Raw genomic sequence first — 23,598 nt, forward strand, 5'->3', positions numbered from 1 at the left:
TGCAATGTAGTTCGGCAGCTTAATACGCTGCTGAACTCCTGATATCAAACATCCCCATCCCAGCGACTCTCCGCCACGGCATCATGGCTGTGCAAGCTTTCAGCATGTACCACTTTCAGATGAAAACTCTTCACATCCTGGAGAGTTTTGAGTGCCCCGTTCAAACGCCGCGCGGCATCCTCGCAGAACATTAGATTCTGGCCATTGGCCAAGGCGAAGGCCTGCTCATCTGCGCGCTTAACCGCAGTTTGTACGGCCGTCCCCAAGGCGCTTTCAGCCGTATCAATCATCAAGTTGATCGGTAACTCCTCCGTATCGACATTGAGTGCAACCTTTAGGTGAGCAGTGCTTCTCTGACTATGTGGTGTCGCTACGATCCCTTCAGAACTGCCTAACCACGAGAGCACATCGGCATGCAGTAATGCTCGATTGGCAAAGTCCTCTATAAATTGCTGCTGAATCAATTGGCGAGCCAAAGCTGCTGAGCAGGGGCATGTTGATGAATAGTTCACTTCGACATTTAGTTCCACGTGGAACATTCCATTTTTCAAGGATGCGTCGATACACACCGGATAGCTTTTCCAGCCACTCAGTGGGCTGACCAGTGCGGGCCGTTTCAGCATTACTTGAGTGTGGAGCCGTAGATAAGCGCAGATGGATAAGTCGTCGTGACTATCCAGAAATTGCTGAAGAATTTCTTTTAAAAGTGGCGGGTTCAAGGGCTGCGAGTCGAGTACTTCTAGCGCTAAATATAGGCGCGACATATGAATCCCGCGTGCCTCTCCGTCATCCAGGCTGACTCCTGCATCGGCAGTGGCTGTATTTTTCTGTCCATTAATAAACACGGGTAGTGCAATGCCGCACATACCCACCCAGTTTAGTGGCAGCGCTTGAAGGGTGTTTTGTGAGGCAACATCGGGAAGGGTTAAGGCATTCATAAGGAGCACCAGTCAGAAAATGGGTTTGTTACAAGATAACAATAACGGCGAAATGTATTGTTATAATGTATCATTATTCGCAGCCAATGATGGCTGTGACTCGAAGCGGGCGTTTTGACCTGCTAACCCTGATGAGGAACTCCCATGCCCAAACGCCTTCCGGTGACAGTGTTGTCAGGTTTTCTCGGTGCAGGAAAAAGCACTCTGCTGAATTATATTTTGCGCAACCGCGACGACATGCGCGTGGCAGTTATCGTCAATGACATGAGTGAAATCAATCTGGATGGCGGCGAGGTTCAGCGTGATGTAACGCTGAATCGAGCAGAAGAAAAACTGGTTGAAATGAGCAACGGCTGCATCTGTTGCACCTTACGTGAAGACTTGTTGGAAGAAGTCAGCAAGCTGGCAAAAGAGGGTCGGTTTGATTATTTATTGATCGAATCAACGGGGATCTCAGAACCCTTGCCCGTGGCGGAAACTTTTACCTTTCGCGACGATGCGGACCAAAGTCTGAACGATATAGCGCGACTGGATACCATGGTCACTGTCGTTGATGGTCTTAACTTTTTGCTGGATTTTCAGGCGGCTGAAAGCTTGGCATCCAGGGGTGAAACGCTGGGTGAAGACGATGAGCGCTCAATTACCGATTTATTGATTGAGCAAATTGAATTCGCTGACGTTATTTTGATCAGCAAAATTGATCTCATCAGCCGTTGTGATCGCGAAGAGTTGATTGCCATTCTTGAGCGGTTGAACGCTCAGGCAGAAATCATTCCAATGGTGATGGGCGAAGTACCCCTCACCAAAATCCTTAACACGGGGCGCTTTGACTTTGAACGCGCGGCTGAGGCTCCGGGTTGGCTAAAAGAGTTACGTGGTGAGCATGTGCCCGAAACCGAGGAGTATGGAATTGCTTCAACGGGCTATCGTGCGCGGCGTCCATTTCATCCAGAACGTTTTTTTAATTTTATCGACCGCCCTTGGAGTAACGGAAAATTACTGCGCTCCAAAGGTTTCTTCTGGCTTGCCAGTAAGTATCAGGAAGCGGGGAACTGGTCGCAGGCAGGCGGTTTGATGCGTTATGGATTTGCTGGCCGGTGGTGGCGTTTTGTAGCACGTGATCAATGGCCCCAAGACTTGGATGCCAAGGCAGAAATCCTTCAAAAGTGGCTGCCTGAGACGGGCGATTGTCGTCAGGAGCTGGTGTTTATCGGTCAGCATATCGATTTTAACCGTCTGAAAATTGAACTCGATGCCTGTTTGCTCACGGATGCAGAAATGACATTGGGTGTTGAGGGGTGGGCACTCCTGAACGATCCTTTTGGCGAGTGGCATGATGAGGTGGCGGCATGATCAATGCGCCCGTGCTTAACGCTGTGCCGCGACCTCAGCAGGTGAGCGGTCACAGCCCAGAAATTCTTGCGGGTGTTCTCGACAACTCAACTAACCTGAGTATTTGGCAGCGCCAACTACCCGTCCATATTGTCAATTTTGCAACGCTGTTGTTGTCTTTAGAGGAGCCCTTGAGTGACGCAATTAGCCTGAATATATCAGACGAACGGTCATGCCCGAGCCTCATACACTTGGCTTCTCGTTTTAAAGACCTGGAAGGCTTTGAAGGGTTTATAGCCGACATTGAGTGGCTGGTCAGTGCATATGCGTGCCTGCTGGGCGCGAAACGCATAGGGCTGCGTCTCAGGGCCTTGGATAAGGCTATGTGCCCACGGTTTCATGTCGATCATGTGCCAGTACGACTTATTACCACCTATGCGGGGCCGGGGAGTCAGTGGTTGAAGGAAGGCGTGTTGGAGCGTCGGCTTTTAGGTCAATTACCTGCCGAATCTATAGAAATTGCACAGATTGAAGTCATCAAGACAGGCGAAGTGGCCTTGCTCAAGGGAGAGAAGTGGCAAGGCAACGAAGGTTTTGGGCTTATTCATCGTTCGCCGACTGTAGCAGTGGGTGAGCGCCGCCTGATTTTGACCCTCGATTGGCTTGCTTAAATACGCGCTCTCGTCAGCTGAAGTCGCTGCCTTCGTTCCCGGCAGCGACAAGTTGTGTATTGAGGCATATTGATTGCTTCGATCAACACAGAAGCTGGCAATAATGCTGCAGAACATTCCTACCCATGTGATTGCCGGGCCATTGGGTGCTGGTAAAACCAGTCTGATTCAGCATCTGATGGCCCACAAACCTGCTCACGAACGCTGGGCAGTTCTGGTCAATGAGTTTGGTCAAATTGGCCTGGACGCGGCGCTGATGAGCCAGGGGGACGACACCATTGGTATTGCTGAAGTGGCTGGCGGATGCATCTGTTGTGTCAATGGTGCACCCTTTCAAATTGGCCTGAGCCGCTTGTTGCGCAAGTCTCGTCCCAACCGGCTCTTTATTGAACCGTCGGGTTTAGGCCATCCCATACAAATTCTAAAGCAACTCAGTAAGGCTCCCTGGCGAGGCGTTCTGGCTTTGCAACCCTGCGTCATGGTGCTCGATGCGCAAGCGATGGCGCAGGGCAAGCGCTTGCCTGAAACCCAGCAAAAAGCCCTCGAAATCGCCGGTTTAGTGGTCATGAATAAATCTAATAGTGTCCAAATCGAGCAACGTGAACAGATTGCATACAGCCTGCCAAAGTGCCCTGTTTTATGGGTTGAACATGGCTGCATCCCTTTAAATACGCTGCCTGCAGCCGGTATGAATTGTATTCATCCTGTGGATAAGTCGTTGATTTATAAGGATTTAGTTCATGTTAATGGTCTATTTATGAAGCCTGAAATCCCTATTGTGACGACTCAGGCTGAGGCTGAAGGCTGGAGTATTGGATGGCGCTGGCATCGGGCCGCGCAGTTTGATTCAAGTCAGTTGCGCCTGTGGCTCGAAAGCCTCGATTGGCGTCGTGCGAAGCTGATTGTCCGCACCTCTACGGGCTGGTTTTCAACTAATTCTGTGGATAACGTCATTGAGCATTGGAAATCCACTGAGTGGCGCACGGATTCGCGCATTGAGCTCATCTTTAACCACCCCCAAGACGCGGAACGCCTAAAAAATGGCCTGGAAAATTGCCTGGTGCGGCCCGAGAAATGAGGTGTGTAGGGGGGAGGGCTGTAGGGCGTCGGTCTTTAAATGCTGATTATTAGTGGGTTCTGTGCTGGTAAAATTGTCCTACAATAAAAACTGTATGGCACCTATTCTTGTGATAGAACCATTCGAAATGGCTCTATCTCAATGCTTTCAGGCGTTATTAAGTGACGTTCACAGGTGCTCGTGCAGAGTTATCCACAGGCATTGCGCCTGTTCGATATCAGTGAGGGGTTTTACGGTGTTCCTGACGCCATTGGCTTAACTCAATGACGTTGGCGCTGGGAGGGATTTCACTAACATCCGGCTCAGACCCGTTTGGGATCGGGTAGGGTGGCAGGTCAATTTTTGCACTATGAGCCCCGAATTGGGTGATGGTCCCGGTATGGCGATGTTCACCTGTGACGGTGAACTCAAAGTTATACACACGGGCCAGGCGTTTGCGGCCATGAGCATCGGCAATAAAGCCGATTTTCTTAAGCGCAACGTTTTCATCCAGCAATTCGATATCAAGATTCTTGCAGTGCTGTTTGACCCGCGCCAGTGCACGTTCACGCAGGCCGTGGTTGTGCCATAGCCAGGCGGCACCTGCGGCTAATAGCATCAGCACAAACATATTTCCAAGGGTCAGCATTAACGTGCGCTCCAACAGATTGGGTTCAGCTTAACTGCGTCTTCAGTCTGTCGTATAGGTTGTGTTTAGTCGCATACTGCGCGGCTTGAATCCATCCGCAGTCTGGAATCCGGCATGAAACGTACACCTCATCTACTCGCCATCCAATCTCACGTGGTTTTCGGCCATGCCGGAAATAGCGCTGCCGTGTTTCCTATGCAGCGCGTCGGGGTAAATGTCTGGCCCTTGAACACCGTACAGTTTTCCAATCACACGCAGTATGGCCAGTGGGCAGGTGAAGTGCTTGCCCCTGAGCAGATTCCGGCGTTGGTTGAGGGTATTGCGGCTATTGGCGAGTTGGGCAACTGTGATGCCGTTCTGTCCGGCTATTTGGGCAGTGCCGCTCAAGGTCGGGCAATTCTTAGTGGCGTAGCACGTATCAAATCAGTAAACCCGCATGCGTTATACCTCTGTGATCCGGTAATGGGGCACCCTGAAAAAGGTTGCATCGTAGCGCAGGAGGTCAGTGATTTTCTGCTTGAAGAGGCCGCTGCTATGGCCGACTTTCTGTGCCCTAATCAGTTGGAACTGGATAGCTTTTGCGGTCGTCACCCGCAATCATTACTGGATTGCCTGGCGATGGCCCGCAGTTTGCTGTCACGCGGTCCCAAGGCGGTATTGGTGAAGCATTTGTCCTATCCCGGTAAGCCGACAGATAATTTCGAGATGCTGCTGGTGACCGCAGAGGGCAATTGGCACTTGACCCGTCCATTGCTGGCGTTTCCGCGTCAGCCTGTGGGTGTAGGCGATCTGACCTCTGGGTTGTTTTTAGCGCGTGTGTTGCTAGGCGACAGCCTTGTGGCTGCATTTGAATTTACCGCCGCTGCGGTGCATGAGGTCTTGCTGGAGACTCAGGCCTGCACCAGCTATGAGTTGCAACTGGTGCGTGCTCAGGACCGTATCGCTCATCCGCGAGTGCGGTTTGAGGCAGTACCTATCAACCTGTAGAGAGGCGAGTCGGACTGTAGGGAGCGACTGTGTTCGCACCCTACAAAGAGTTTTTACATCGTGTCGTCTTTCAATTCCTGATAGCGTTTTTCCAGCTCTTGACGGATCTGGCGACGCTGTTTGCCCTGAATAAAGCGGCGTTTGTCTTCGCTGTTTACGGGTTGCAAGGGCGGCACGGCAGCTGGTTTACGATCGTCGTCCACGGACACCATAGTGAAAAAGCAGCTATTGGTGTGGCGTACAGAGCGTTCACGAATATTTTCAGTAACGACTTTAATGCCGACTTCCATCGAGGTGTTGCCGGTGTAATTGACCGACGCCAGGAAGGTCACTAGCTCGCCGACGTGAATAGGCTCGCGAAATATCACTTGGTCTACTGACAAAGTGACCACATAACGGCCGGCATAGCGGCTGGCGCAGGCGTAAGCGACTTCGTCGAGGTACTTGAGCAGGGTTCCGCCGTGAACATTGCCTGAAAAGTTGGCCATGTCCGGGGTCATCAAGACCGTCATCGAGAGTTGGGCGTTTCCGGGTTCCATAGCAGCAGGCTCGCGGTAGTGTTGCAGCATTGAAATGGGTACCTCTGCGGATACTTGTCGAGTTTTGAAACAGTCATTAACGGGACGTTGTTGCTTTAGCAGCCGTCACGCTCATCTGTATCTGTTTCCATATATTGCACTGCCTTTCTAGAAGAAGTCGCGGTGTTAACCTGCAAAAGCCCGATAAGCGGGTAATTCCTACAACACAAACGGTCTATACACACAGTCATAAAGACTGCGTCCGACGTTCTGTGGCAGCGAAACACTCAAAAGGAGCACCACGCCATGCATGCCATCAGTTTTATTCAGGATCTGGCAGTGATCATGCTGGTCGCAGGTGTGGTGACAATTCTTTTTCACCGATTCAAGCAACCCGTGGTGCTTGGCTACATTGTGGCCGGATTTATTATTGGCCCACATACCCCGCCTTTTGGCTTGATTCATGATGAGCAAACGATCAAGACCCTTGCTGAACTGGGGGTGATTTTCCTGATGTTTTGCCTGGGCCTGGAGTTCAGCCTTCGTAAGCTATTCAAGGTAGGGGCCACGGCTTTCATCGCAGCGTTCATGGAAATTACGCTGATGATCTGGATTGGCTACGAAATTGGCCGCTGGTTCGATTGGAACACCATGGACTCGCTTTTTTTGGGCGCGATTTTGGCCATCTCTTCGACCACGATCATCGTTAAGGCCCTTAATGACCTCAAGATGAAAAACGAGCGCTTTGCGCAGCTGATTTTTGGCGTGTTGATCGTTGAGGATATTTTGGGTATCGGAATAATTGCGTTGCTGTCGAGCATTGCGGTGAGCGGAAGCGTGAGCCCTGAAGAGGTTTTTTCGACCGTCGGCAAACTTTCTTTATTCATGATTGTGGCATTGGTCATAGGCATCTTGCTGGTACCAAGGGTGCTGGCGTATGTGGCCCGCTTTGAAAGTAATGAGATGCTGTTGATCACCGTGCTAGGCCTGTGTTTTGGCTTTTGCCTGTTGGTGGTCAAGCTGGAATACAGCATGGTGCTCGGCGCGTTTTTGATCGGCGCTATCATGGCTGAATCACGACAACTGCTGAAAATCGAGCGCCTGATCGAGCCTGTGCGGGATCTATTCAGTGCGATTTTCTTTGTCGCGATAGGCCTCATGCTCGACCCGGTCATTCTGTGGGAGTACGCCCTGCCAATACTGGTCATCACCTGTGCGGTGGTCCTGGGCAAGATGCTTTCTTGCGGGTTGGGAGCCTTTATCGCCGGTAATGACGGGCGCACCTCGTTGCGAGTCGGGATGGGGCTGTCGCAGATTGGCGAGTTTTCTTTCATCATCGCAGCGCTGGGTATGACGTTACAGGTCACCAGCAGCTTTCTGTACCCCGTAGCGGTCGCTGTGTCCGTGTTGACGACCCTGATGACCCCTTACTTGATTCGTGCCGCAGACCCGCTCTCGCTCAAGCTGGCGCAGGTCATGCCCAAGCGTGTGTCTCGGGTTTTGGGGATGTACGGCGAATGGCTTCGCAGTATTCAGCCGCAGGGGCAGGGCGCGCTTCTGGCTGCCATGATCCGCAAAATTCTGCTGCAGGTTGGGGTTAACCTGGCGTTGGTGATCGCTATTTTCTTTGCCGGTGGGTATTTCGCGCCAAGAATCGCCGAGTATTTACAGGGTTGGATGATTAAATCGAGCTGGCAACACGGGCTGATCTGGGGAGCTGCCTTGTTGTTGTCATTGCCGTTCCTGATCGCGGCTTATCGCAAGCTCAAGGCGCTTTCGATGTTGCTGGCAGAGATGGGGGTCAAGCCGGAAATGGCAGGGCGCCATACACAACGAGTACGTCGGATCATTGCTGAAGTCATCCCGATCCTGTCGTTGCTGGTGATATTTCTACTGTTGTCAGCGTTGTCGGCCAGTATTTTGCCCACCAATGAGTTGCTGATCGGGATTGCGGTTGTGGCGGCGGGGGTTGCTGCGGTGTTGTGGCGCTGGTTTATTCGGGTTCATACGCGCATGCAGGTGGCGTTGCTGGAGACGCTTGATAACCATAAAGAGGGCGGCCATTGATGGTGCCCTGCGCTCTGTAGAAGCGAGCAAGCTCACGGTCGTGTTGCGGGAGCCTTGCGCTCGTTTCTACAGAGTTTCACTGCATGCAGGTATCAGCTTTCCAGCCAGACATCCCGGGCCCAGTGCCAGACCGATTCCCAAGTTTCTTCGGTCACCAGTTCTTCTTCGCCAGACCACAGCACCACAGTGCCGTCTTCTTCAACACAGTAGTAGTCGTCGCCGTCCTGACAAATCGGGATCAGTTCGCGGGGCACGCCCAGATCCCATGCAGTGGCTGCCACTTCAGGCAGGTAGGTATGGGACTGTGGATCCGTCACGGTAACGGGCTCCAGGCTGCCATACACCACGTCGCTGACGGTCAGCAAAAACTCTTTGAAGACAAACGGAATGTCGATGAACAGTTGTTCTTCGATTTCTACCAGTTGGTCTTCATCTGGCAGTTCCAGGGGAACCGGCACAGGCTCATTCTTTTCACGTAGTTCTTCGATGATCTCTTCCACGACCTCTATCCTCATACTCTATGGCGCGGTTTTATAAGACGCGCTTTATACAGTAGCTTGTTATAAGTGCAATCGTGAAATGCAAAGCCCCGGACAAGTCCGGGGCTTTGATTACAACATGTGATATGCGCAGATCAGCCGTTTTGGCGGATACCGGCCACCAGCCAAGGCTGGTTCTCACCTTGCTGGCGCTCCATGTTCCAGCTCTCGCTGAAAGCTTCGCCCTGATCAAAACGCGATGTTTTCGAAATACCGCTGAATGTCAGTGTGGCGATGGTCTTGTCGGCGCGATCATCCAGGCCGTCCAGTTGCACGGTCAGGTTGTCGATGTAGGTGGACTGGAAGCCATCACCCAGATCAGCGCGCTCACGCTTGAGGAAATCAAGCATTTGCGGTGTAACAAACTCGGCGATTTTATCCATTTCGTTGGCATCCCAATGCTGCTGCAGGGACTGGAAATGGTTACGTGCAGCGTCCAGGAAGTTCTGCTCGTTGAACCAGGCCGGAGCATTGATCACCGGGCGTGCTGCCGGGGCGGCTGAACCACCGCCGAAGATCGACGATGTGGCTGGCTTGGCATCGAACACTTCCCGTTGCATCGAGGCTGGGCCCGCTGGAGCCATCATGTCAGCCGCCTGGTGCTTGCGGCGACGGGCGGCAATGAAGCGGAAGATCAGGAAGGCAATGACCGCCATGATCAAGATGTCGAAGAACTGCATGCCCTGGAAGCCACCGCCCATGAACATGGATGCAAGCAGGCCACCGGCAGCGAGGCCAGCCAGAGGGCCTAACCAGCGCGAAGCACCACCGGCTTTAGCGGCAGCGCCTGCAGCAGCAGGGGCTGCAGCGGGTGCGGCTTGACGAGTTTGGTGGCTAGGGGCCGAGCCAAAGCTTTTGCCACCGCCAAAGCGTTTGGCGTTAGCGTCGAGGCTCATCGTTAAACCGATGCACAACGCCATGGCGATGCTAAGAAAACGTTTCATAAAGGGAATTCCCATTTGTGGATGACACGCGCGCCATGTTGCACAGGTGAAGGTTGGCTGGCTAGCGGTGAAGTGTTTCGGGCTTTTGCCTAATAGCGTGTAGGAGACTTCTGTTTAATTTGTAGTCGATGTCTCTGGCATCCCAGCCAAAGCCAATGAAGCTACAAAAGGTTTAGCGTTTTAACGCCAGTAGCACGACACCCCCTGTAATCAGTCCGATGCCGGCCCATTGTCGCAGGTCGAGTTTTTCACCCAAAAGCAGTACGCCAATGATAGCCACCAGCACCACGCTAAGCTTGTCCACAGGCGCAACCAGTGACGCTGGGCCCAGTTTCAAGGCGCGGAAATAGCACAGCCATGACGCCCCTGTCGCCAATCCTGATAGCAGCAGGAACAGATAGCTGCGCCCGGAAATTGAACTCAACGACTGGTATTGGCCCGTGGCATAAACAATCAACGCCAAACTGGCCAGTACCACGACGGTGCGTAGTAACGTGGCGAAATCAGAATTGACATGCTCGATACCCACCTTGGCAAAAATCGCAGTCAGCGCCGCAAAGGTGGCCGACAGGAGGGCCCAGAATGTCCAGGAAGAAAAGAAACCTGAGCCCATATTACCCACCTTATCGTCAGCTAGCTGTCCCGCGGCTGTCAGACCGCTTCAAGTTTGGCGTAGCCCATCATTAGCCACTTGCTGCCTTCCGGGAAGTTCACTTGAACCCGTGCCTGGGCGCCAGCGCCTTCGAAATTCAGGATCACGCCTTCGCCGAACACCGCGTGACGGACCAGTTGACCCAGCTTGAACTCGGTTTCGGGAATATCCGAACCGCCAAACAAGGTGCTGGCGCTTTGCTTCTGACCACCGCCGAAAGGACGGCTGACACTGTTGGACAAGCGAACTTCCTGTATCAACCCTTTTGGTATCTCGCGCACGAAGCGTGAAACCTTGTTGTAGGTTTCACTGCCGTAGAGGCGACGGGTTTCAGCATAGGTCATCACCAGGTTTTGCATCGCGCGGGTGATGCCGACATAGGCCAGACGGCGTTCCTCTTCAAGGCGGCCGGGTTCTTCAAGGCTCATCTTGTGCGGGAACAGGCCCTCTTCCATGCCCACAAGAAACACATACGGGAACTCCAGGCCTTTTGCGCTGTGCAGCGTCATCAACTGGATACCGTCTTCGTGTTCTTCTGCCTGAGTGTCGCCAGCCTCCAGTGATGCGTGGCCAAGGAATGCGGCTAATGGCGAGAGCTCTTCGTCTTCTTCGTTGTTCTCGAAGTTACGTGCAGCGCTGACCAGCTCCTCAAGGTTTTCTACCCGGGCTTGGCCTTTTTCGCCCTTTTCGGCTTGATGGTAGGCAATGAGCCCGCTTTGCTCGATTACTGTTTGAGTCATGAGGTGAAGCGGCATCTCCATGACTTTTGCAGCGAGGCCTTCGATCAGCTCAATAAAGCCTGCGATAGCGCCCGAAGCACGACCAGGCAACGCTTTATTAGCGATGAGCTGGCGCATGGCTTCCCACATGGACACATCACTGTGACGGGCGTGCTCACGAATGGCTTCAACTGTTTTTTCGCCGATCCCGCGAGCCGGAACGTTAATGACTCGTTCCAGTGCCGCGTCGTTGCCACGGCCCTCCAGCAGTCGCATGTAGGCCATGGCATTTTTGATTTCAGCACGTTCAAAGAAGCGCTGACCGCCATAAATACGGTACGGAATACGTTCGCGAAGTAACGCTTCTTCCAGCACCCGTGATTGGGCGTTGGAACGGTACAAAATAGCGATGTCTTTATGAGCCAGGCCCGTTTTCAGGGCGCTTTCAATGGTTTCGACGACGTAGCGCGCTTCATCGTGTTCGTTGAAAGCCGCGTACAAATTAATCGCTTCGCCTTCGCCGCCATCCGTCCACAGTTCTTTACCCATGCGCCCACTGTTGTTGGCAATCAGGGCGTTGGCCGCTTTAAGAATGCCAGCAGTTGAACGGTAGTTCTGTTCCAGACGAATGGTTTCCGCATCCGGGAAGTCAGTGGAGTATTGGTAGATATTTTCAATCTTCGCGCCACGCCATCCGTAGATCGACTGATCGTCATCGCCCACGACCATCAAGCTGTCGCCGCCTTGTGCCAACAGACGCAGCCACGCGTATTGCACGGCGTTGGTGTCCTGGAACTCGTCCACCAGAATGTGCCGGAAGCGTTTCTGGTAGTGCGCCAGTAAGCCTGGGTTATCACGCCACAGATCCAGGGCGCGCAGGAGCAGTTCAGAGAAATCAATCACGCCTGCCCGCTGGCACGCAACCTCATAGGCCTCGTAAATGCTGCGCATGGTGGCCAGGAATAAATCACCACTGGCTTGAATGTGTTGTGGGCGCAGGCCTTCATCTTTTTGGCCGTTGATGAACCATTGCGCCTGCCGCACAGGCCAGCGCTGTTCGTCCAGCCCCAGTTCTCGGATCACCCGTTTGACCAAGCGTTGTTGGTCATCGCTGTCGAGAATCTGGAACGTCTGGCTCAGACCGGCTTCCTGCCAATGAGCACGCAGCAGGCGGTGTGCCAGGCCGTGGAAAGTACCCACCCACATACCGGCCGGGTTGATACCCATAAGCTGTTCGATGCGGTGGCGCATCTCGGCAGCGGCCTTGTTGGTGAAGGTCACCGACAGCACTGAGTGCGGGGACGCGTTTTCGACCTGGATTAACCAAGCGATACGGTGCACCAGCACACGGGTTTTGCCGGAACCTGCGCCGGCCAGAACCAACTGACGCCCGACACTGGCCGTGACGGCCTGACGTTGGGCATCGTTGAGAGAATTTAACAAGAGAGAGAGATCATCGCGCATCTGAGCATTCTAGGGCGCGCGGCCAACCCCGGCAAACCCCAATGCCGATCGGCCCCGCCTTATTTTGTCGTCCGTAAGGCTGTTTATATGAACAGTCATACAGAGGGGTATGCCTTTATTTGAATAGTTTGGGGGAATTGGATCCATTCATAAGCGTTTTATCCCGTTTGGACATATGCATTGCTTGTGTATGCTCGGGGGTACTTTTAGTCACCCTCTTATAAGAATTATGCTGATGATTCAGGGTTTTAGCTCGCTGGGTACTTCTTTCGGCATAGGCGCTGGGTGTTTGCTGTCCTTAGGCGCTGTTCTTGTCTGGCAAGTCAAAAAACGCTATGTCGCAGGGAATGCGCAGCAACAAAAACTCTTGGATGATCTGCAACTCGCCAATGCTCGCAGCGAGCAATTAAACGCTGTGCTTGCCCGAGAAATAGAGCAACGGCGTTTAGCGGCCACTGTGTTTGAAGCAGCCAGTGAAGGCATCGTTATTCTTGATCCGGCTTACACCATACTGGCCGTCAACCAGGCATTTAGCTGTATCAGCGGTTATTCGGTTGAGGAGTTGGTTGGGCATCGAGTGATTGAACTGGCGTGCGGTCGCGACGCCTTTCGGCATTCTCTGACAATTCAAGGCTCGCTAGATCTGCAGGACAGTTGGCAGGGTGAGTTAGTTGAAGCCCGTAAAAACGGCGAGCTTTACCCGCAATGGTTACAACTCAAAGTGGTACGCGATGGCGCCGATACAATCAGCCATATCGTGGCATTCATAAGTGATCTTTCGGCGCGACGAATTTCTGAAGAGCGAGTGCGGCATCTCACTCATTTTGATGAACTGACGGGGTTGGCCAACCGCCTTTTGTTTAAAGAGCGCCTGGAAGAAGCCAATCAACGTTCGCGACCAGGTTCAAGCAGCCTCGCATTGCTGCACATCGACCTAGACCGTTTCAAACGACTCAATGACAGCCTTGGGCATGAGCTGGCCGACCAAGTGCTGCAACACGTCGCTGAGCGCATGAAAAAGGCCATGCCCGAGGCCGACACCATTGCGCGATTATCCGGCGACGAATTTGCGGTGTTGTTTGACACCTATGGCAGCTTGACCAGCTTGGCGCGTGTCACTACCCGGCTTTTAAGCAAGCTTGGCAGACCGCTGATGATCGACGGCCATGAATTGGTGATCAGTGCATCAATTGGCATCAGCTTAATGAATGACAGCGCTCGTGACAGTGCGATGTTGGTCAATCAGGCCAGTCAAGCCATGCAGCAAGCCAAGCACATAGGTGGCGGTACTTTTCAATTTTTCAGTCATAGCTTGCAACACAGCACACTTGAACGATTTCAGCTGGAAAATCAGCTGCGCAAGGCGATTGTCGAAGACCAGCTCAACGTGTTCTACCAGCCAAAGTTATGCCTGAAAACCGGTCGTCTGCATGCCGCTGAAGCGTTGGTGCGTTGGGACCATCCACAGTTGGGCAGCGTGCCTCCCAGCGACTTTATCGCACTGGCTGAAGAAACGGGGCTGATAGCTGCCATTGGCGAGTTCGTACTTCGTGAAGCCTGTCGACAGGCGTGTGAATGGCAGCGCGCAGGGCTGGCGCCGATACGGGTATCGGTGAACTTGTCGGGGCATCAGTTACGTCAAGGCAAGCTGGTCAGTCAGGTGCGACAAGTCCTTGAAGAAACCGGGCTGGCGCCGCACTGTCTTGAGCTTGAATTAACCGAAAGTCAGTTGCTCGATAATGTCGAAAGCGTAATTGTGGCCTTTCAACAGTTGCATGAGCTGGGGGTAAAGCTGGCGATTGATGATTTTGGCACCGGGTATTCGTCGCTCAGCTATCTCAAACGATTTGCTGTCGACTATGTGAAGATCGATAAGACCTTCATTCGCGGTGTAGGGCGTTGCAGTGAAGACGATGCAATCACCATTGCAATTATTGCGATGGCCCACAGCCTCGACCTGCAAGTGGTTGCCGAAGGGGTTGAAGACGAGACCCAGCTCGCGTTTCTTAAGCATCAGCAGTGTGACGAAGTGCAGGGGTACTTGATCAGCCGACCGGTTAACGCAACGGCTTTGGGTGATTTATTGCGCTGCGGTGTCGTTATTTTGTAGTGCTCAAAAGTGCGGCTTCACAGGGGGTACAGGTTTTTAGGTGACGTATTGGTTGGGCAAAAAGCGAATTCTTGTAGTATAACTACAAGATTGCTACATCCCCGGCGCCTGCCGCTTACAGACCGAGTCCAGTCATTTGAACCTGCTGCAACATATCGCCCAGTCACGCCACCTGTTACGTAAATCGGAACTCAAGGTTGCCGATCACGTGCTGCTTGATCCTGCGGCTGTAATGCACAGTTCCATGGCAGACCTTGCGCATAGCGTCGGAATCAGCGAACCCACTATCGTGCGTTTTTGCCGTGCGATAGGTTGTTCAGGGTTTCAGGATCTAAAACTCAAGCTTGCGCAAAGCTTGGCTGCGGGTGCCAGTTTTGGCCAATTTGCGATCCATGAAGACGATTCGGTTGCTGATTACAGCCTGAAAATCTTTGACACGACGTTGCACACGTTAATGGACGTGCGCGAGAAGCTTGACCCGGTTGCATTGCAAAGAGCCGTGACGGCCATGTCGCAAGCTCAACGTGTTGAGTTTTATGGTTTTGGAGCCTCGGGTGCTGTCGCAGCAGATGCTCAACACAAGTTCTTTCGCCTGTTACTGACGGCGGCTGCGTATTCTGACCCCCACATGCAAGCTATGTCGGCTGTGACGTTAAAGCCTACCGACGTGGCGATCTGTATTTCTCAGTCAGGCCGCTCCAAGGATTTGCTGATTTCCGCCAACCTGGTTCGCGAGAGTGGCGCTACGTTGATTACGTTATGTCCTAGCCAAACACCCTTGGCTGAACTGGCGACCATCAACCTTGCAATTGATGTGCATGAAGACACCGAAATCTATACTCCGTTAACCTCTCGTATTGCCCACCTGGTGGTGATTGATGTGCTGGCGATGGGCGTTGCCATGGCTCGCGGGCCGAGCTTGGTCAACCACCTCAAAAGCGTTAAACGTAGCCTTCGCAGTTTGCGCTTGTCGCCTAAATCGCTAAAAAGCCACGAAGATTAATAGCACGCTAACCGTCTCCCAAAGGGAGAGGGCTAGGGAGAGGGGATTTGGATTCAGCGTTCATTCCCCTGTCATCTCTTCTTCGCAATGCCGTCACAAACAAAGCGCATCGTAAAGCTCCCGTACACGCCTTGGGAGACTCGAAATGGCCCAGCCTTACGAAGAACGCAACAGCGCCGTCAAAACCCGCCGTCAGCAAGAAGACCAGCGCCGCATGGCTTTTCGTCGCGCGATCGAAGACCGTACGGACCAGCGTCAGCTGCGTCTGGAAACAGCCGATTACCCCGATCTCAACGGTCTCAATTACTGGCATACCGCCCCGGCAACTGACCGTCGAAGCGCTCAACCAACGCGCTGATTTGCTGGCGCTCCGTGCGTATAAATCCCAGAAATGCATGCGCCACGGGAGACAGACGTTTCGCCTTGGCCTGCACCACACACCAACTGCGATACAGCGGTAACTCCTCAACCGGCAACTCACGCAACAGGCCGGTCGCCAGTTCCAGGCTGACGGCGTGGCGGGTTAACAGCGCCACGCCCAATCCTGCAACCGCGCATTCGCGCTGCGATTCGTTGGATGACACTTCAAGGGTTTGACCGAAGTGCACACGCTTTTCTTTGAAATACTCTTCACACGCCAAGCGCGTGCCCGAACCTTGCTCACGCATCAGCAAGGTATACGGCTCCAGGTCTTGCAAATGCAGCGACCCGCGCTCACACAGCGGATGATCAGCAGGCGCTACCGCGACAATCGGATTATTCAAAAACGGCAAAAACTCCAGGCCCATGTCTTGCGGCACCATCGACATGATCACCAAATCATCACGGTTATCCGAAAGCCGACGAACCGCCTGTGCCCGGTTGACCACTGTGAGCTGCAAATTAACCTCGGGATGCTGGCGCTTAAACGCTGCAAATAAATGCGGCACAAAATATTTTGCACTCGATTCGATGGCTAATTTCAACTGGCCCTGCAACGAACCCAGCATGTCCGATAACTGCATATCGAGATTTTCAAGCCGCCCAAAAATGTCACGACTGGCTAACTGAAGCGCTTCAGCGGCTTCGGTCATGTACAGCTTTTTGCCTACGTAATCGAATAATGGCTGACCAATCAGCTCTTCCAACTGACGAATTTGTAGACTTACGGCGGGTTGCGTCAGCGACATTTCCTCTGCTGCTCGGCTGTAAGAGCGCAAATCACAGACTTCATTGAAGATCTGTAATTGTCGAAAAGTTATACGCATCAATGACTTACGCATTTTATTGAAGTTATCCGAAGCAATAAGTTTTCTGACTATAAGTCTTTACTTATGCACGACCCAAGAATTATTGATTTTTGTTTATTGTTGCGTGGGTCTAGTGTGGCGACACAACGGTTCAGACACATTTGGACACGTGCCGACCTGGTCTAGCAGGTCGTTTGTTCCATGGGCTTTAGGGAAAATCCAAGTGATAAAAAAGATCCTGATCGCCAACCGCGGAGAAATTGCTGTCCGTATCGTGCGTGCTTGCGCCGAGATGGGCATTCGTTCCGTAGCGGTCTATTCCGAAGCGGACCGCCATGCTCTGCACGTAAAACGGGCCGACGAAGCGCATAGCATTGGCGAAGACCCGCTAGCCGGTTATCTGAATCCGCGCAAGCTAGTGAATCTGGCGGTTGAAACAGGCTGTGATGCGCTGCATCCGGGCTATGGTTTCCTGTCGGAAAACGCTGAACTGGCAGATATTTGCGCCGAGCGCGGAATCAAGTTCATCGGCCCAGCCGCAGAAGTTATCCGCCGCATGGGCGACAAAACTGAAGCGCGTCGCAGCATGATCAAGGCGGGTGTACCGGTTACGCCGGGCACTGAAGGCAACGTTGCCGACATTCATGAGGCCCTGCTTGAAGGCGAGCGCATTGGCTATCCGGTCATGCTCAAGGCCACGTCAGGTGGTGGCGGTCGTGGGATTCGTCGTTGCAACAGCCGTGAAGAGCTGGAGCAAGCCTTTCCACGCGTGATCTCTGAAGCGACCAAAGCATTCGGTTCGGCTGAAGTATTTCTCGAAAAATGCATCGTCAACCCTAAGCACATCGAAGCGCAGATTCTCGGTGACAGCTTTGGCAACGTGGTGCACCTGTTCGAGCGCGACTGCTCGATCCAGCGGCGTAACCAAAAGCTCATCGAAATTGCCCCAAGCCCTCAACTGACCCCGGAACAGCGCGCCTATATCGGTGACCTGTCAGTGCGTGCAGCCAAGGCAGTGGGTTACGAGAATGCCGGTACTGTGGAGTTCCTGCTCGCCGAGGGCGAGGTGTACTTCATGGAGATGAACACACGGGTGCAGGTGGAACACACCATCACCGAAGAAATCACCGGCATCGACATTGTTCGTGAGCAGATTCGCATCGCCTCTGGCCTGCCTCTCTCGATCAAGCAAGAAGATATTCAGCACCGTGGGTTTGCCCTGCAATTCAGGATTAACGCTGAAGACCCGAAAAACAACTTCCTGCCCAGCTTCGGCAAGATCACCCGTTACTACGCCCCCGGCGGGCCTGGAGTGCGTACCGACACGGCGATCTATACCGGCTACACCATCCCGCCGTACTACGACTCTATGTGTCTGAAACTGGTGGTATGGGCGTTGACGTGGGAAGAAGCGATGGACCGTGGTTTGCGCGCCCTCGACGACATGCGTCTGCAAGGGGTCAAAACCACTGCCGCGTACTACCAGGAAATCCTGCGTAACCCGGAATTTCGTAGTGGCCAGTTCAACACCAGCTTCGTAGAAAGCCACCCGGAACTGACCAATTATTCGATCAAGCGCAAACCCGAAGAGCTGGCTCTGGCCATCGCTGCTGCCATTGCCGCCCACGCAGGCCTGTGAGGAATACAACAATGTCTAAAAAGATTTTCGTTACCGACACCATCCTGCGTGACGCCCATCAGTCGCTGCTGGCCACTCGCATGCGTACCGAAGACATGCTGCCGATTTGCGACAAGCTCGACAAAGTCGGCTACTGGTCGCTTGAAGTGTGGGGCGGCGCGACCTTTGACGCCTGTGTACGTTTTCTTAAAGAAGACCCGTGGGAGCGTCTGCGCCAACTGCGTGCGGCATTGCCTAACACTCGTCTGCAAATGCTGCTGCGCGGTCAGAACCTGCTGGGCTATCGCCATTACAGCGACGACGTCGTTAAAGCATTCGTCGCTAAAGCGGCTGTCAACGGCATCGACGTCTTCCGCATCTTCGATGCCATGAACGACGTACGTAACCTGCGTGTAGCCATTGAAGCTGTCAAAGCCGCTGGCAAGCACGCTCAGGGCACCATCGCCTACACCACCAGCCCGGTGCACACCGTTGAAGCGTTTGTGGCTCAGGCCAAGCAAATGGAAGCCATGGGTTGCGACTCGATCGCGATCAAAGACATGGCTGGCCTGCTTACACCGTTCGCCACGGGCGACCTGGTTAAAGCACTGAAAGCTGAAGTCAGCCTGCCGATCTTCATCCACTCCCACGACACGGCCGGTCTGGCGAGCATGTGCCAGCTCAAGGCCATCGAGAACGGCGCTGATCACATCGACACCGCGATCTCCAGCTTTGCGTGGGGCACCAGCCACCCGGGCACTGAGTCCATGGTTGCGGCCCTTAAGGGCAGCGAATACGACACCGGCATCGACTTGGCGCTGTTGCAGGAAATTGGCCTGTATTTCTATGCCGTGCGTAAGAAATACCATCAGTTCGAAAGCGAATTCACCGCTGTCGACACTCGCGTACAAGTGAACCAGGTGCCGGGCGGGATGATCTCCAACCTCGCCAACCAGCTCAAAGAGCAGGGCGCTCTGAACCGCATGAGCGAAGTGCTGGCCGAGATCCCGCGTGTGCGTGAAGACTTGGGCTTCCCACCGCTGGTAACACCGACCTCACAAATCGTGGGCACTCAAGCGTTCTTCAACGTTTTGGCAGGTGAGCGCTACAAAACCATCACCAACGAAGTGAAGCTTTACCTGCAAGGCGGCTACGGTAAGGCGCCGGGCGTTGTGAACGAACAACTGCGTCGTCAGGCCATTGGTAACGAAGAGCTGATCGACGTACGTCCAGCTGATCTGCTCAAGCCAGAAATGGTCAAACTGCGTGCCGAAATTGGAGCACTGGCCAAGTCCGAAGAAGACGTCCTGACCTTCGCCATGTTCCCGGACATCGGTCGCAAGTTTTTGGAAGAGCGAGCGGCGGGCATCCTGACTCCCGAAGTGCTGCTGCCTATTCCTGAGGCGGGTGGCGTGAGCAAGGCGGGCGGCGAAGGCGTACCGACCGAATTCGTGATCGACGTGCACGGCGAAAGCTACCGCGTCGACATCACCGGCGTAGGCGTCAAGGCAGAGGGCAAGCGTCACTTCTATCTGTCGATCGATGGCATGCCGGAAGAGGTGGTGTTTGAGCCGCTCAACGAATTCGTGGGGGGCAGCTCGAGCAAGCGCAAGCAGGCCAGCGAGCCAGGCCACGTCAGCACGGCCATGCCAGGCAATATCGTCGATGTGCTGGTCAGTGTGGGCGATACGGTCAAGGCTGGCCAATCGGTACTGATCACCGAAGCCATGAAGATGGAGACCGAAGTACAGGCCGCCATTGCCGGCAAAATCATCACCATCCATGTCATCAAAGGCGACCGCGTTAACCCGGGCGAAATTCTGATCGAAATCGAAGCCTGATACTGCCTTTGATACAAACGCTTTAAACCTCGGGGGAGCATGTGCTCCCCTTTTTTTTTGCCTGTGTGACATCTTCATTTGCTCTTTAAGCGTCAACACAAGTAGCAATAGATCACTGATAAGAACCAACGATTGAATACAGTGAATATCCATTGCGATGCTGAAGTATGTCTGTGTTGGTCACGCTTCTCTTATCGTTCGCTTGCTTTGCGGCTGACTCAATCAAACCAAGGTATAAGCCCTGAGAGGTTAATAGCCGCACGGGGATATTAATCCAGGTGCTGAGCCCTTTTGCATCTGCTACGACCCCCAATGCAGAGTCTGTAGAGCTCTTGAGGTTTGAGTAGGCTGGGAAGTCTACTCGGTCAATGTCATGTTGATCCATGATCAATTGTGCGTGTGCATACAGCACATTTGCAGGCTTATAGTCACGCCACACGCGTTCGCCTTCACTCATGCCAGAGGCCAGTTGAGCGTCTCGCAAGTAAGCGCTCAGCCCGATCCATGGAACTTTGGTGTCACGGTGACTGAGTGGTTGCAGAAGTCCTGATGTCTGCTTGCGGAACTCAATATCGCGCTCTGTCAGATCCAGAAATGCGACCTGGCGTTCAATGGGCGTAAACGCTCCGCAAGCATCAAATGCGATGTGTGAAAGCGAAAGCCTGTCCAGCCCTTCAAATGGATTATTAGAAGAAACATTGGCATGCAGTTTTTCTTGGCCGTAAAAGGACTTCAAAAGATAGTTGCTCGCCTGCATGGACAGGGCGATACGTTGTCGCGTTTGTGGTTCAGGTAACTCACGCAAGGCTAACGCGTCTAGACCCTGCGTAGAGAGTTGTAGATGAAGGTTTTGTATAAAGCGCTCAAATCCATCTGCCGCAGATGAGTTGTTGGCTTCAGTGCGTTGCAATAGGGCGGTTATTTGCAAAGCGGCAGAAGACAAGGACACTTGGATCGCGGTACTGGGAGTTATTGCTTCGGCGGCAGCCGCCTTGGGCGTATCGGTAACCAGATTGTCGACCATCTTCAGCGTTGTACCGGCTGCAATGGACCGATAGCTCATCAAAAAATTAGCTCGAATTTCGGCCATAGGAATTCCTCGGATTCTGCATGCCACATTCTTATGGCGCAGATCTGTTTTTGTTTGGGAAGTATTTAATGCCTGTGTCGAAAACTACATCGACACTTTATCGAGATAACTTTAATGAGCTGACGACAGTTAGACGGTAAATGTAAAAATTTCAGAAGTTGCTAATAGTAGAATGCGAAAGTTGCTGTGTAGCTGTAGGGGATTTTCCACTTTGGAGATTGGAATGTAAGACATGTGGCGGAATTTTCTCCAATGGACGTAGCGTTTTTAAAGAAACGTGGCCCTGAAACATGTACTACATGTGAAGCAGAAAACCTGCATGTTGTACCTGCACCTACACGCCTGTAGGTAGCGCTGACCTCTGAAGAGGTTCCTCCAAACGTAAAAGAAATAGGGAGGATTTGACCGGGGCCAAGGGTGGTTGGGAATTGACTGTTGTGAGAGCTGGATAAAAGTCTAAGAACATCAGGTGTTGAATTTTGTAGCGTGAGATTGACTGAGTTTGCATGCGCGACATGAGCTAAAAGCCAAGGGCAGCTAAAAGCAATGGAAAGTGCAATCGTTTTTAAAGTCGAGAGGTTCATTTATATAGTCCATTATATTCAAGGTAGTCGTTAATTCTGGGTAAGAATTTAACGCTCACAGGTCTGAATAAAGGATATTTAATTGTTTTTTAATAATGGAGCTCTGGTGTCTCAAGGGGTGCCGAGTCCATTGGCTTGTGCGAGGTATGTCATGCATATCTGGCGTCTATAAAAGGTTTTATATATTTCGTGCGCGGTAGGAAATACGCCCTTGTGAGCCACTTGGGTCACCTCGGGTGGAGCTCTTATCCTGCCAGCTCAGGTATTCATGAAGCGGGTCGGAAATCCCTTTGGCCTCGTTTTCTGTTTCGCGCGCAGTGTGCGAGGTTGCATACCAGCAGCAGACTTGGAGCTGTACGGGATTTGTTGTCTGCAATTTTTGTCTCGTCCCCAAACAAAAACGCCCAACATTCCTTGTAGGGCGTATTGATCAAAATTTATACAGCGACACGCCTGCATTCTTCCAGCGTCTTGATTTGACCGTTTTCAGATTGGTTATCCAGTGCCAGCCATTTTTCAAAGCCTGCCGCTATAGGGGGCCATTCCGTACCAATAATGCTGTACCACGTGGTATCTCTATTTTTACCTTTAACCACCATATGCTGACGAAATACGCCTTCGTATGTGTACCCTAATCGTACTGCGGTACGTTTGGAGCGGGCGTTGTCATTGTTGCACTTCCACTCCAAACGGCGATTGCCCAACGCAAAGGCTTCCTTGGCCAGCAAGTAAACCGCTTCGGTACTTTTAGGCGAACGCTGCATCGGGGCACCGAAGGTGACGTGGCCGATTTCTATTCGCCCGTGATCCGGCACGATGCACATCAAACTGATGGTGCCTTGAGCCTGGCCGGTCTTTAAGTCGATTACGGTATAAAAGTGCGGGTCGCGACTGGCCGCGTTGTTTTGCAGCCACGCGTCAAATGCCTCACGTTCAGTGAACGGCCCATAGGGCAAGTAATCCCATAGCGCGGGATCACTGTCTGGCCCTTGGAAGGCTAGCCATAATTCATCGCCATGACGGGTCGGGTCGAGCTTTTCCAGACGAATGTATCGCCCTTCCAGTGTTCGGTTGTCCGGGGTTTTGGCCGGTTGCCAGTGTTGTAGATCTTCAGGCATTGCGGGCTCCTTTTTTATGACAAGGCTTTGCGAAACTGAATAAACCCAGGCCGTTCGGCAAGGCGTTCATAGAGGGCAATCGCGGTGGCGTTGGTTTCGTGGGTCAACCAATGAACTTTGGCACACTGTGCAGCGCGGGCCGTGGCGTACACATGTTCGATCAACTGGCGGCCCACACTGGTGCCCCGCGCGTCCGGGCTAACGAAAAGATCTTGCAGATAGCATGAATTACCAATGCTCCAGTTGGAGCGGTGATAAATGAACTGAACCATGCCGACTGCCTTTTCACCCTGCCAAGCCAGCGCAAGGTGGGTCGGTTCCACTGGATCCAGAAAGCGCTGCCACGTTGAGTCGGTGACGTTGACGGGCAGTTCAGTCTCGTAGAAATGCAGATAGGCCTGCCACAGCGGTCTCCATGCATCGTAATCCGCAGCGGTGGCGGGTTTAATCTGGATGGGCAGCGTCATG

At 53.0% G+C, this 23,598-nt stretch carries 20 protein-coding genes and 1 pseudogene; 10 read left to right on the forward strand and 11 right to left on the reverse strand.

Annotated elements, in window-relative coordinates:
• Nucleotides 1–44 precede the first annotated feature (44 nt).
• Nucleotides 45–938 carry a GTP cyclohydrolase FolE2 gene (gene folE2, locus FJD38_RS13610; protein WP_146385749.1) on the reverse strand — a complete coding sequence of 298 codons (894 nt, stop codon included), beginning with the start codon at nucleotides 936–938 and terminating at the stop codon, nucleotides 45–47.
• A gap of 144 nt (nucleotides 939–1,082) precedes the next feature.
• Here folE2 and zigA point away from each other — a divergent pair, with 144 nt between their 5' ends.
• From zigA to FJD38_RS13625, 3 genes are all read left to right on the forward strand, one after another.
• Nucleotides 1,083–2,291 carry a zinc metallochaperone GTPase ZigA gene (zigA, locus tag FJD38_RS13615; RefSeq protein ID WP_146385751.1) on the forward strand — a complete coding sequence of 403 codons (1,209 nt, stop codon included), beginning with the start codon at nucleotides 1,083–1,085 and terminating at the stop codon, nucleotides 2,289–2,291.
• Nucleotides 2,288–2,941 carry a DUF1826 domain-containing protein gene (locus FJD38_RS13620; RefSeq protein WP_146385753.1) on the forward strand — a complete coding sequence of 218 codons (654 nt, stop codon included), beginning with the start codon at nucleotides 2,288–2,290 and terminating at the stop codon, nucleotides 2,939–2,941. Before zigA ends, FJD38_RS13620 begins: the two co-directional genes overlap by 4 nt.
• Nucleotides 2,942–3,044: 103 nt before the next feature.
• Nucleotides 3,045–4,019: a CobW family GTP-binding protein gene (locus FJD38_RS13625; protein WP_146385755.1), complete on the forward strand. Its 975-nt coding sequence runs from the start codon at nucleotides 3,045–3,047 to the stop codon at nucleotides 4,017–4,019.
• 217 nt (nucleotides 4,020–4,236) lie between these two features.
• On the opposite strand, the gene FJD38_RS13630 is transcribed toward FJD38_RS13625, so the two are convergent.
• Nucleotides 4,237–4,647: a DUF3301 domain-containing protein gene (locus FJD38_RS13630; RefSeq protein ID WP_146385757.1), complete on the reverse strand. Its 411-nt coding sequence runs from the start codon at nucleotides 4,645–4,647 to the stop codon at nucleotides 4,237–4,239.
• Between the two features lie 114 nt (nucleotides 4,648–4,761).
• Here FJD38_RS13630 and pdxY point away from each other — a divergent pair, with 114 nt between their 5' ends.
• Nucleotides 4,762–5,634 (forward strand): pyridoxal kinase PdxY, encoded by an 873-nt coding sequence (pdxY, locus tag FJD38_RS13635; protein ID WP_122783526.1) that lies wholly within the window; start codon nucleotides 4,762–4,764, stop codon nucleotides 5,632–5,634.
• A 53-nt stretch (nucleotides 5,635–5,687) separates the two neighbouring features.
• Here the strand turns inward: pdxY and FJD38_RS13640 are convergent, their stop codons facing one another.
• A complete protein-coding gene (locus FJD38_RS13640) occupies nucleotides 5,688–6,173 on the reverse strand; it encodes an acyl-CoA thioesterase (protein ID WP_122783579.1) in 486 nt (161 codons plus the stop codon).
• A gap of 285 nt (nucleotides 6,174–6,458) precedes the next feature.
• Between FJD38_RS13640 and FJD38_RS13645 the strand changes: the two genes are divergently transcribed.
• Nucleotides 6,459–8,219, forward strand: coding sequence for a cation:proton antiporter (locus FJD38_RS13645; RefSeq protein WP_122783527.1), 1,761 nt, complete (start codon nucleotides 6,459–6,461; stop codon nucleotides 8,217–8,219).
• Between the two features lie 92 nt (nucleotides 8,220–8,311).
• Here FJD38_RS13645 and FJD38_RS13650 read toward each other — a convergent pair whose 3' ends face one another.
• From FJD38_RS13650 to uvrD, 4 genes are all read right to left on the reverse strand, one after another.
• Nucleotides 8,312–8,719: an SMI1/KNR4 family protein gene (locus FJD38_RS13650; protein WP_122783528.1), complete on the reverse strand. Its 408-nt coding sequence runs from the start codon at nucleotides 8,717–8,719 to the stop codon at nucleotides 8,312–8,314.
• 134 nt (nucleotides 8,720–8,853) lie between these two features.
• Entirely contained in the window at nucleotides 8,854–9,702 is an 849-nt protein-coding gene (locus FJD38_RS13655) for a Tim44 domain-containing protein (protein ID WP_146385760.1), read from the reverse strand.
• A 172-nt stretch (nucleotides 9,703–9,874) separates the two neighbouring features.
• Entirely contained in the window at nucleotides 9,875–10,315 is a 441-nt protein-coding gene (locus tag FJD38_RS13660) for an EamA family transporter (RefSeq protein WP_122783530.1), read from the reverse strand.
• A 38-nt stretch (nucleotides 10,316–10,353) separates the two neighbouring features.
• On the reverse strand, nucleotides 10,354–12,537 hold the full coding sequence (uvrD, locus tag FJD38_RS13665; RefSeq protein ID WP_122783531.1) for a DNA helicase II: 2,184 nt from the start codon (nucleotides 12,535–12,537) through the stop codon (nucleotides 10,354–10,356).
• Between the two features lie 433 nt (nucleotides 12,538–12,970).
• Here uvrD and FJD38_RS13670 point away from each other — a divergent pair.
• The 3 genes and pseudogenes from FJD38_RS13670 to FJD38_RS13680 all read left to right on the forward strand — a co-directional run.
• A pseudogene (locus FJD38_RS13670) lies at nucleotides 12,971–14,647 on the forward strand (putative bifunctional diguanylate cyclase/phosphodiesterase); the annotation flags it as partial.
• A gap of 136 nt (nucleotides 14,648–14,783) precedes the next feature.
• On the forward strand, nucleotides 14,784–15,650 hold the full coding sequence (gene hexR / locus FJD38_RS13675) for a transcriptional regulator HexR (protein WP_122783533.1): 867 nt from the start codon (nucleotides 14,784–14,786) through the stop codon (nucleotides 15,648–15,650).
• Nucleotides 15,651–15,795: 145 nt separating this feature from the next.
• Nucleotides 15,796–16,008, forward strand: coding sequence for a PA3496 family putative envelope integrity protein (locus tag FJD38_RS13680; RefSeq protein WP_122783534.1), 213 nt, complete (start codon nucleotides 15,796–15,798; stop codon nucleotides 16,006–16,008).
• On the opposite strand, the gene FJD38_RS13685 is transcribed toward FJD38_RS13680, so the two are convergent.
• Nucleotides 15,950–16,912 carry a LysR family transcriptional regulator gene (locus tag FJD38_RS13685; RefSeq protein ID WP_122783535.1) on the reverse strand — a complete coding sequence of 321 codons (963 nt, stop codon included), beginning with the start codon at nucleotides 16,910–16,912 and terminating at the stop codon, nucleotides 15,950–15,952. The two genes, FJD38_RS13680 and FJD38_RS13685, sit on opposite strands and share 59 nt — an antisense overlap.
• Nucleotides 16,913–17,102: 190 nt before the next feature.
• Between FJD38_RS13685 and FJD38_RS13690 the strand changes: the two genes are divergently transcribed.
• Nucleotides 17,103–18,518, forward strand: a complete 1,416-nt coding sequence (locus FJD38_RS13690; RefSeq protein WP_122783536.1) for an acetyl-CoA carboxylase biotin carboxylase subunit — start codon at nucleotides 17,103–17,105, stop codon at nucleotides 18,516–18,518.
• Nucleotides 18,519–18,529: 11 nt separating this feature from the next.
• A complete protein-coding gene (gene oadA / locus FJD38_RS13695; RefSeq protein WP_122783537.1) occupies nucleotides 18,530–20,338 on the forward strand; it encodes a sodium-extruding oxaloacetate decarboxylase subunit alpha in 1,809 nt (602 codons plus the stop codon).
• Between the two features lie 112 nt (nucleotides 20,339–20,450).
• Here the strand turns inward: oadA and FJD38_RS13700 are convergent, their stop codons facing one another.
• The 3 genes from FJD38_RS13700 to FJD38_RS13710 all read right to left on the reverse strand — a co-directional run bounded on the left by FJD38_RS13700 (nucleotide 20,451) and on the right by FJD38_RS13710 (nucleotide 23,597).
• On the reverse strand, nucleotides 20,451–21,428 hold the full coding sequence (locus FJD38_RS13700) for a hypothetical protein (RefSeq protein WP_146385764.1): 978 nt from the start codon (nucleotides 21,426–21,428) through the stop codon (nucleotides 20,451–20,453).
• 1,021 nt (nucleotides 21,429–22,449) lie between these two features.
• Nucleotides 22,450–23,130 (reverse strand): GNAT family N-acetyltransferase, encoded by a 681-nt coding sequence (locus FJD38_RS13705; RefSeq protein ID WP_146385765.1) that lies wholly within the window; start codon nucleotides 23,128–23,130, stop codon nucleotides 22,450–22,452.
• 14 nt (nucleotides 23,131–23,144) lie between these two features.
• Nucleotides 23,145–23,597 carry a GNAT family N-acetyltransferase gene (locus tag FJD38_RS13710; protein WP_146385767.1) on the reverse strand — a complete coding sequence of 151 codons (453 nt, stop codon included), beginning with the start codon at nucleotides 23,595–23,597 and terminating at the stop codon, nucleotides 23,145–23,147.
• Nucleotide 23,598: the final 1 nt, after the last annotated feature.

The organism is Pseudomonas saxonica, assembly GCF_007858365.1.
GTDB classification, from domain to species: Bacteria; Pseudomonadota; Gammaproteobacteria; order Pseudomonadales; family Pseudomonadaceae; genus Aquipseudomonas; species Aquipseudomonas saxonica.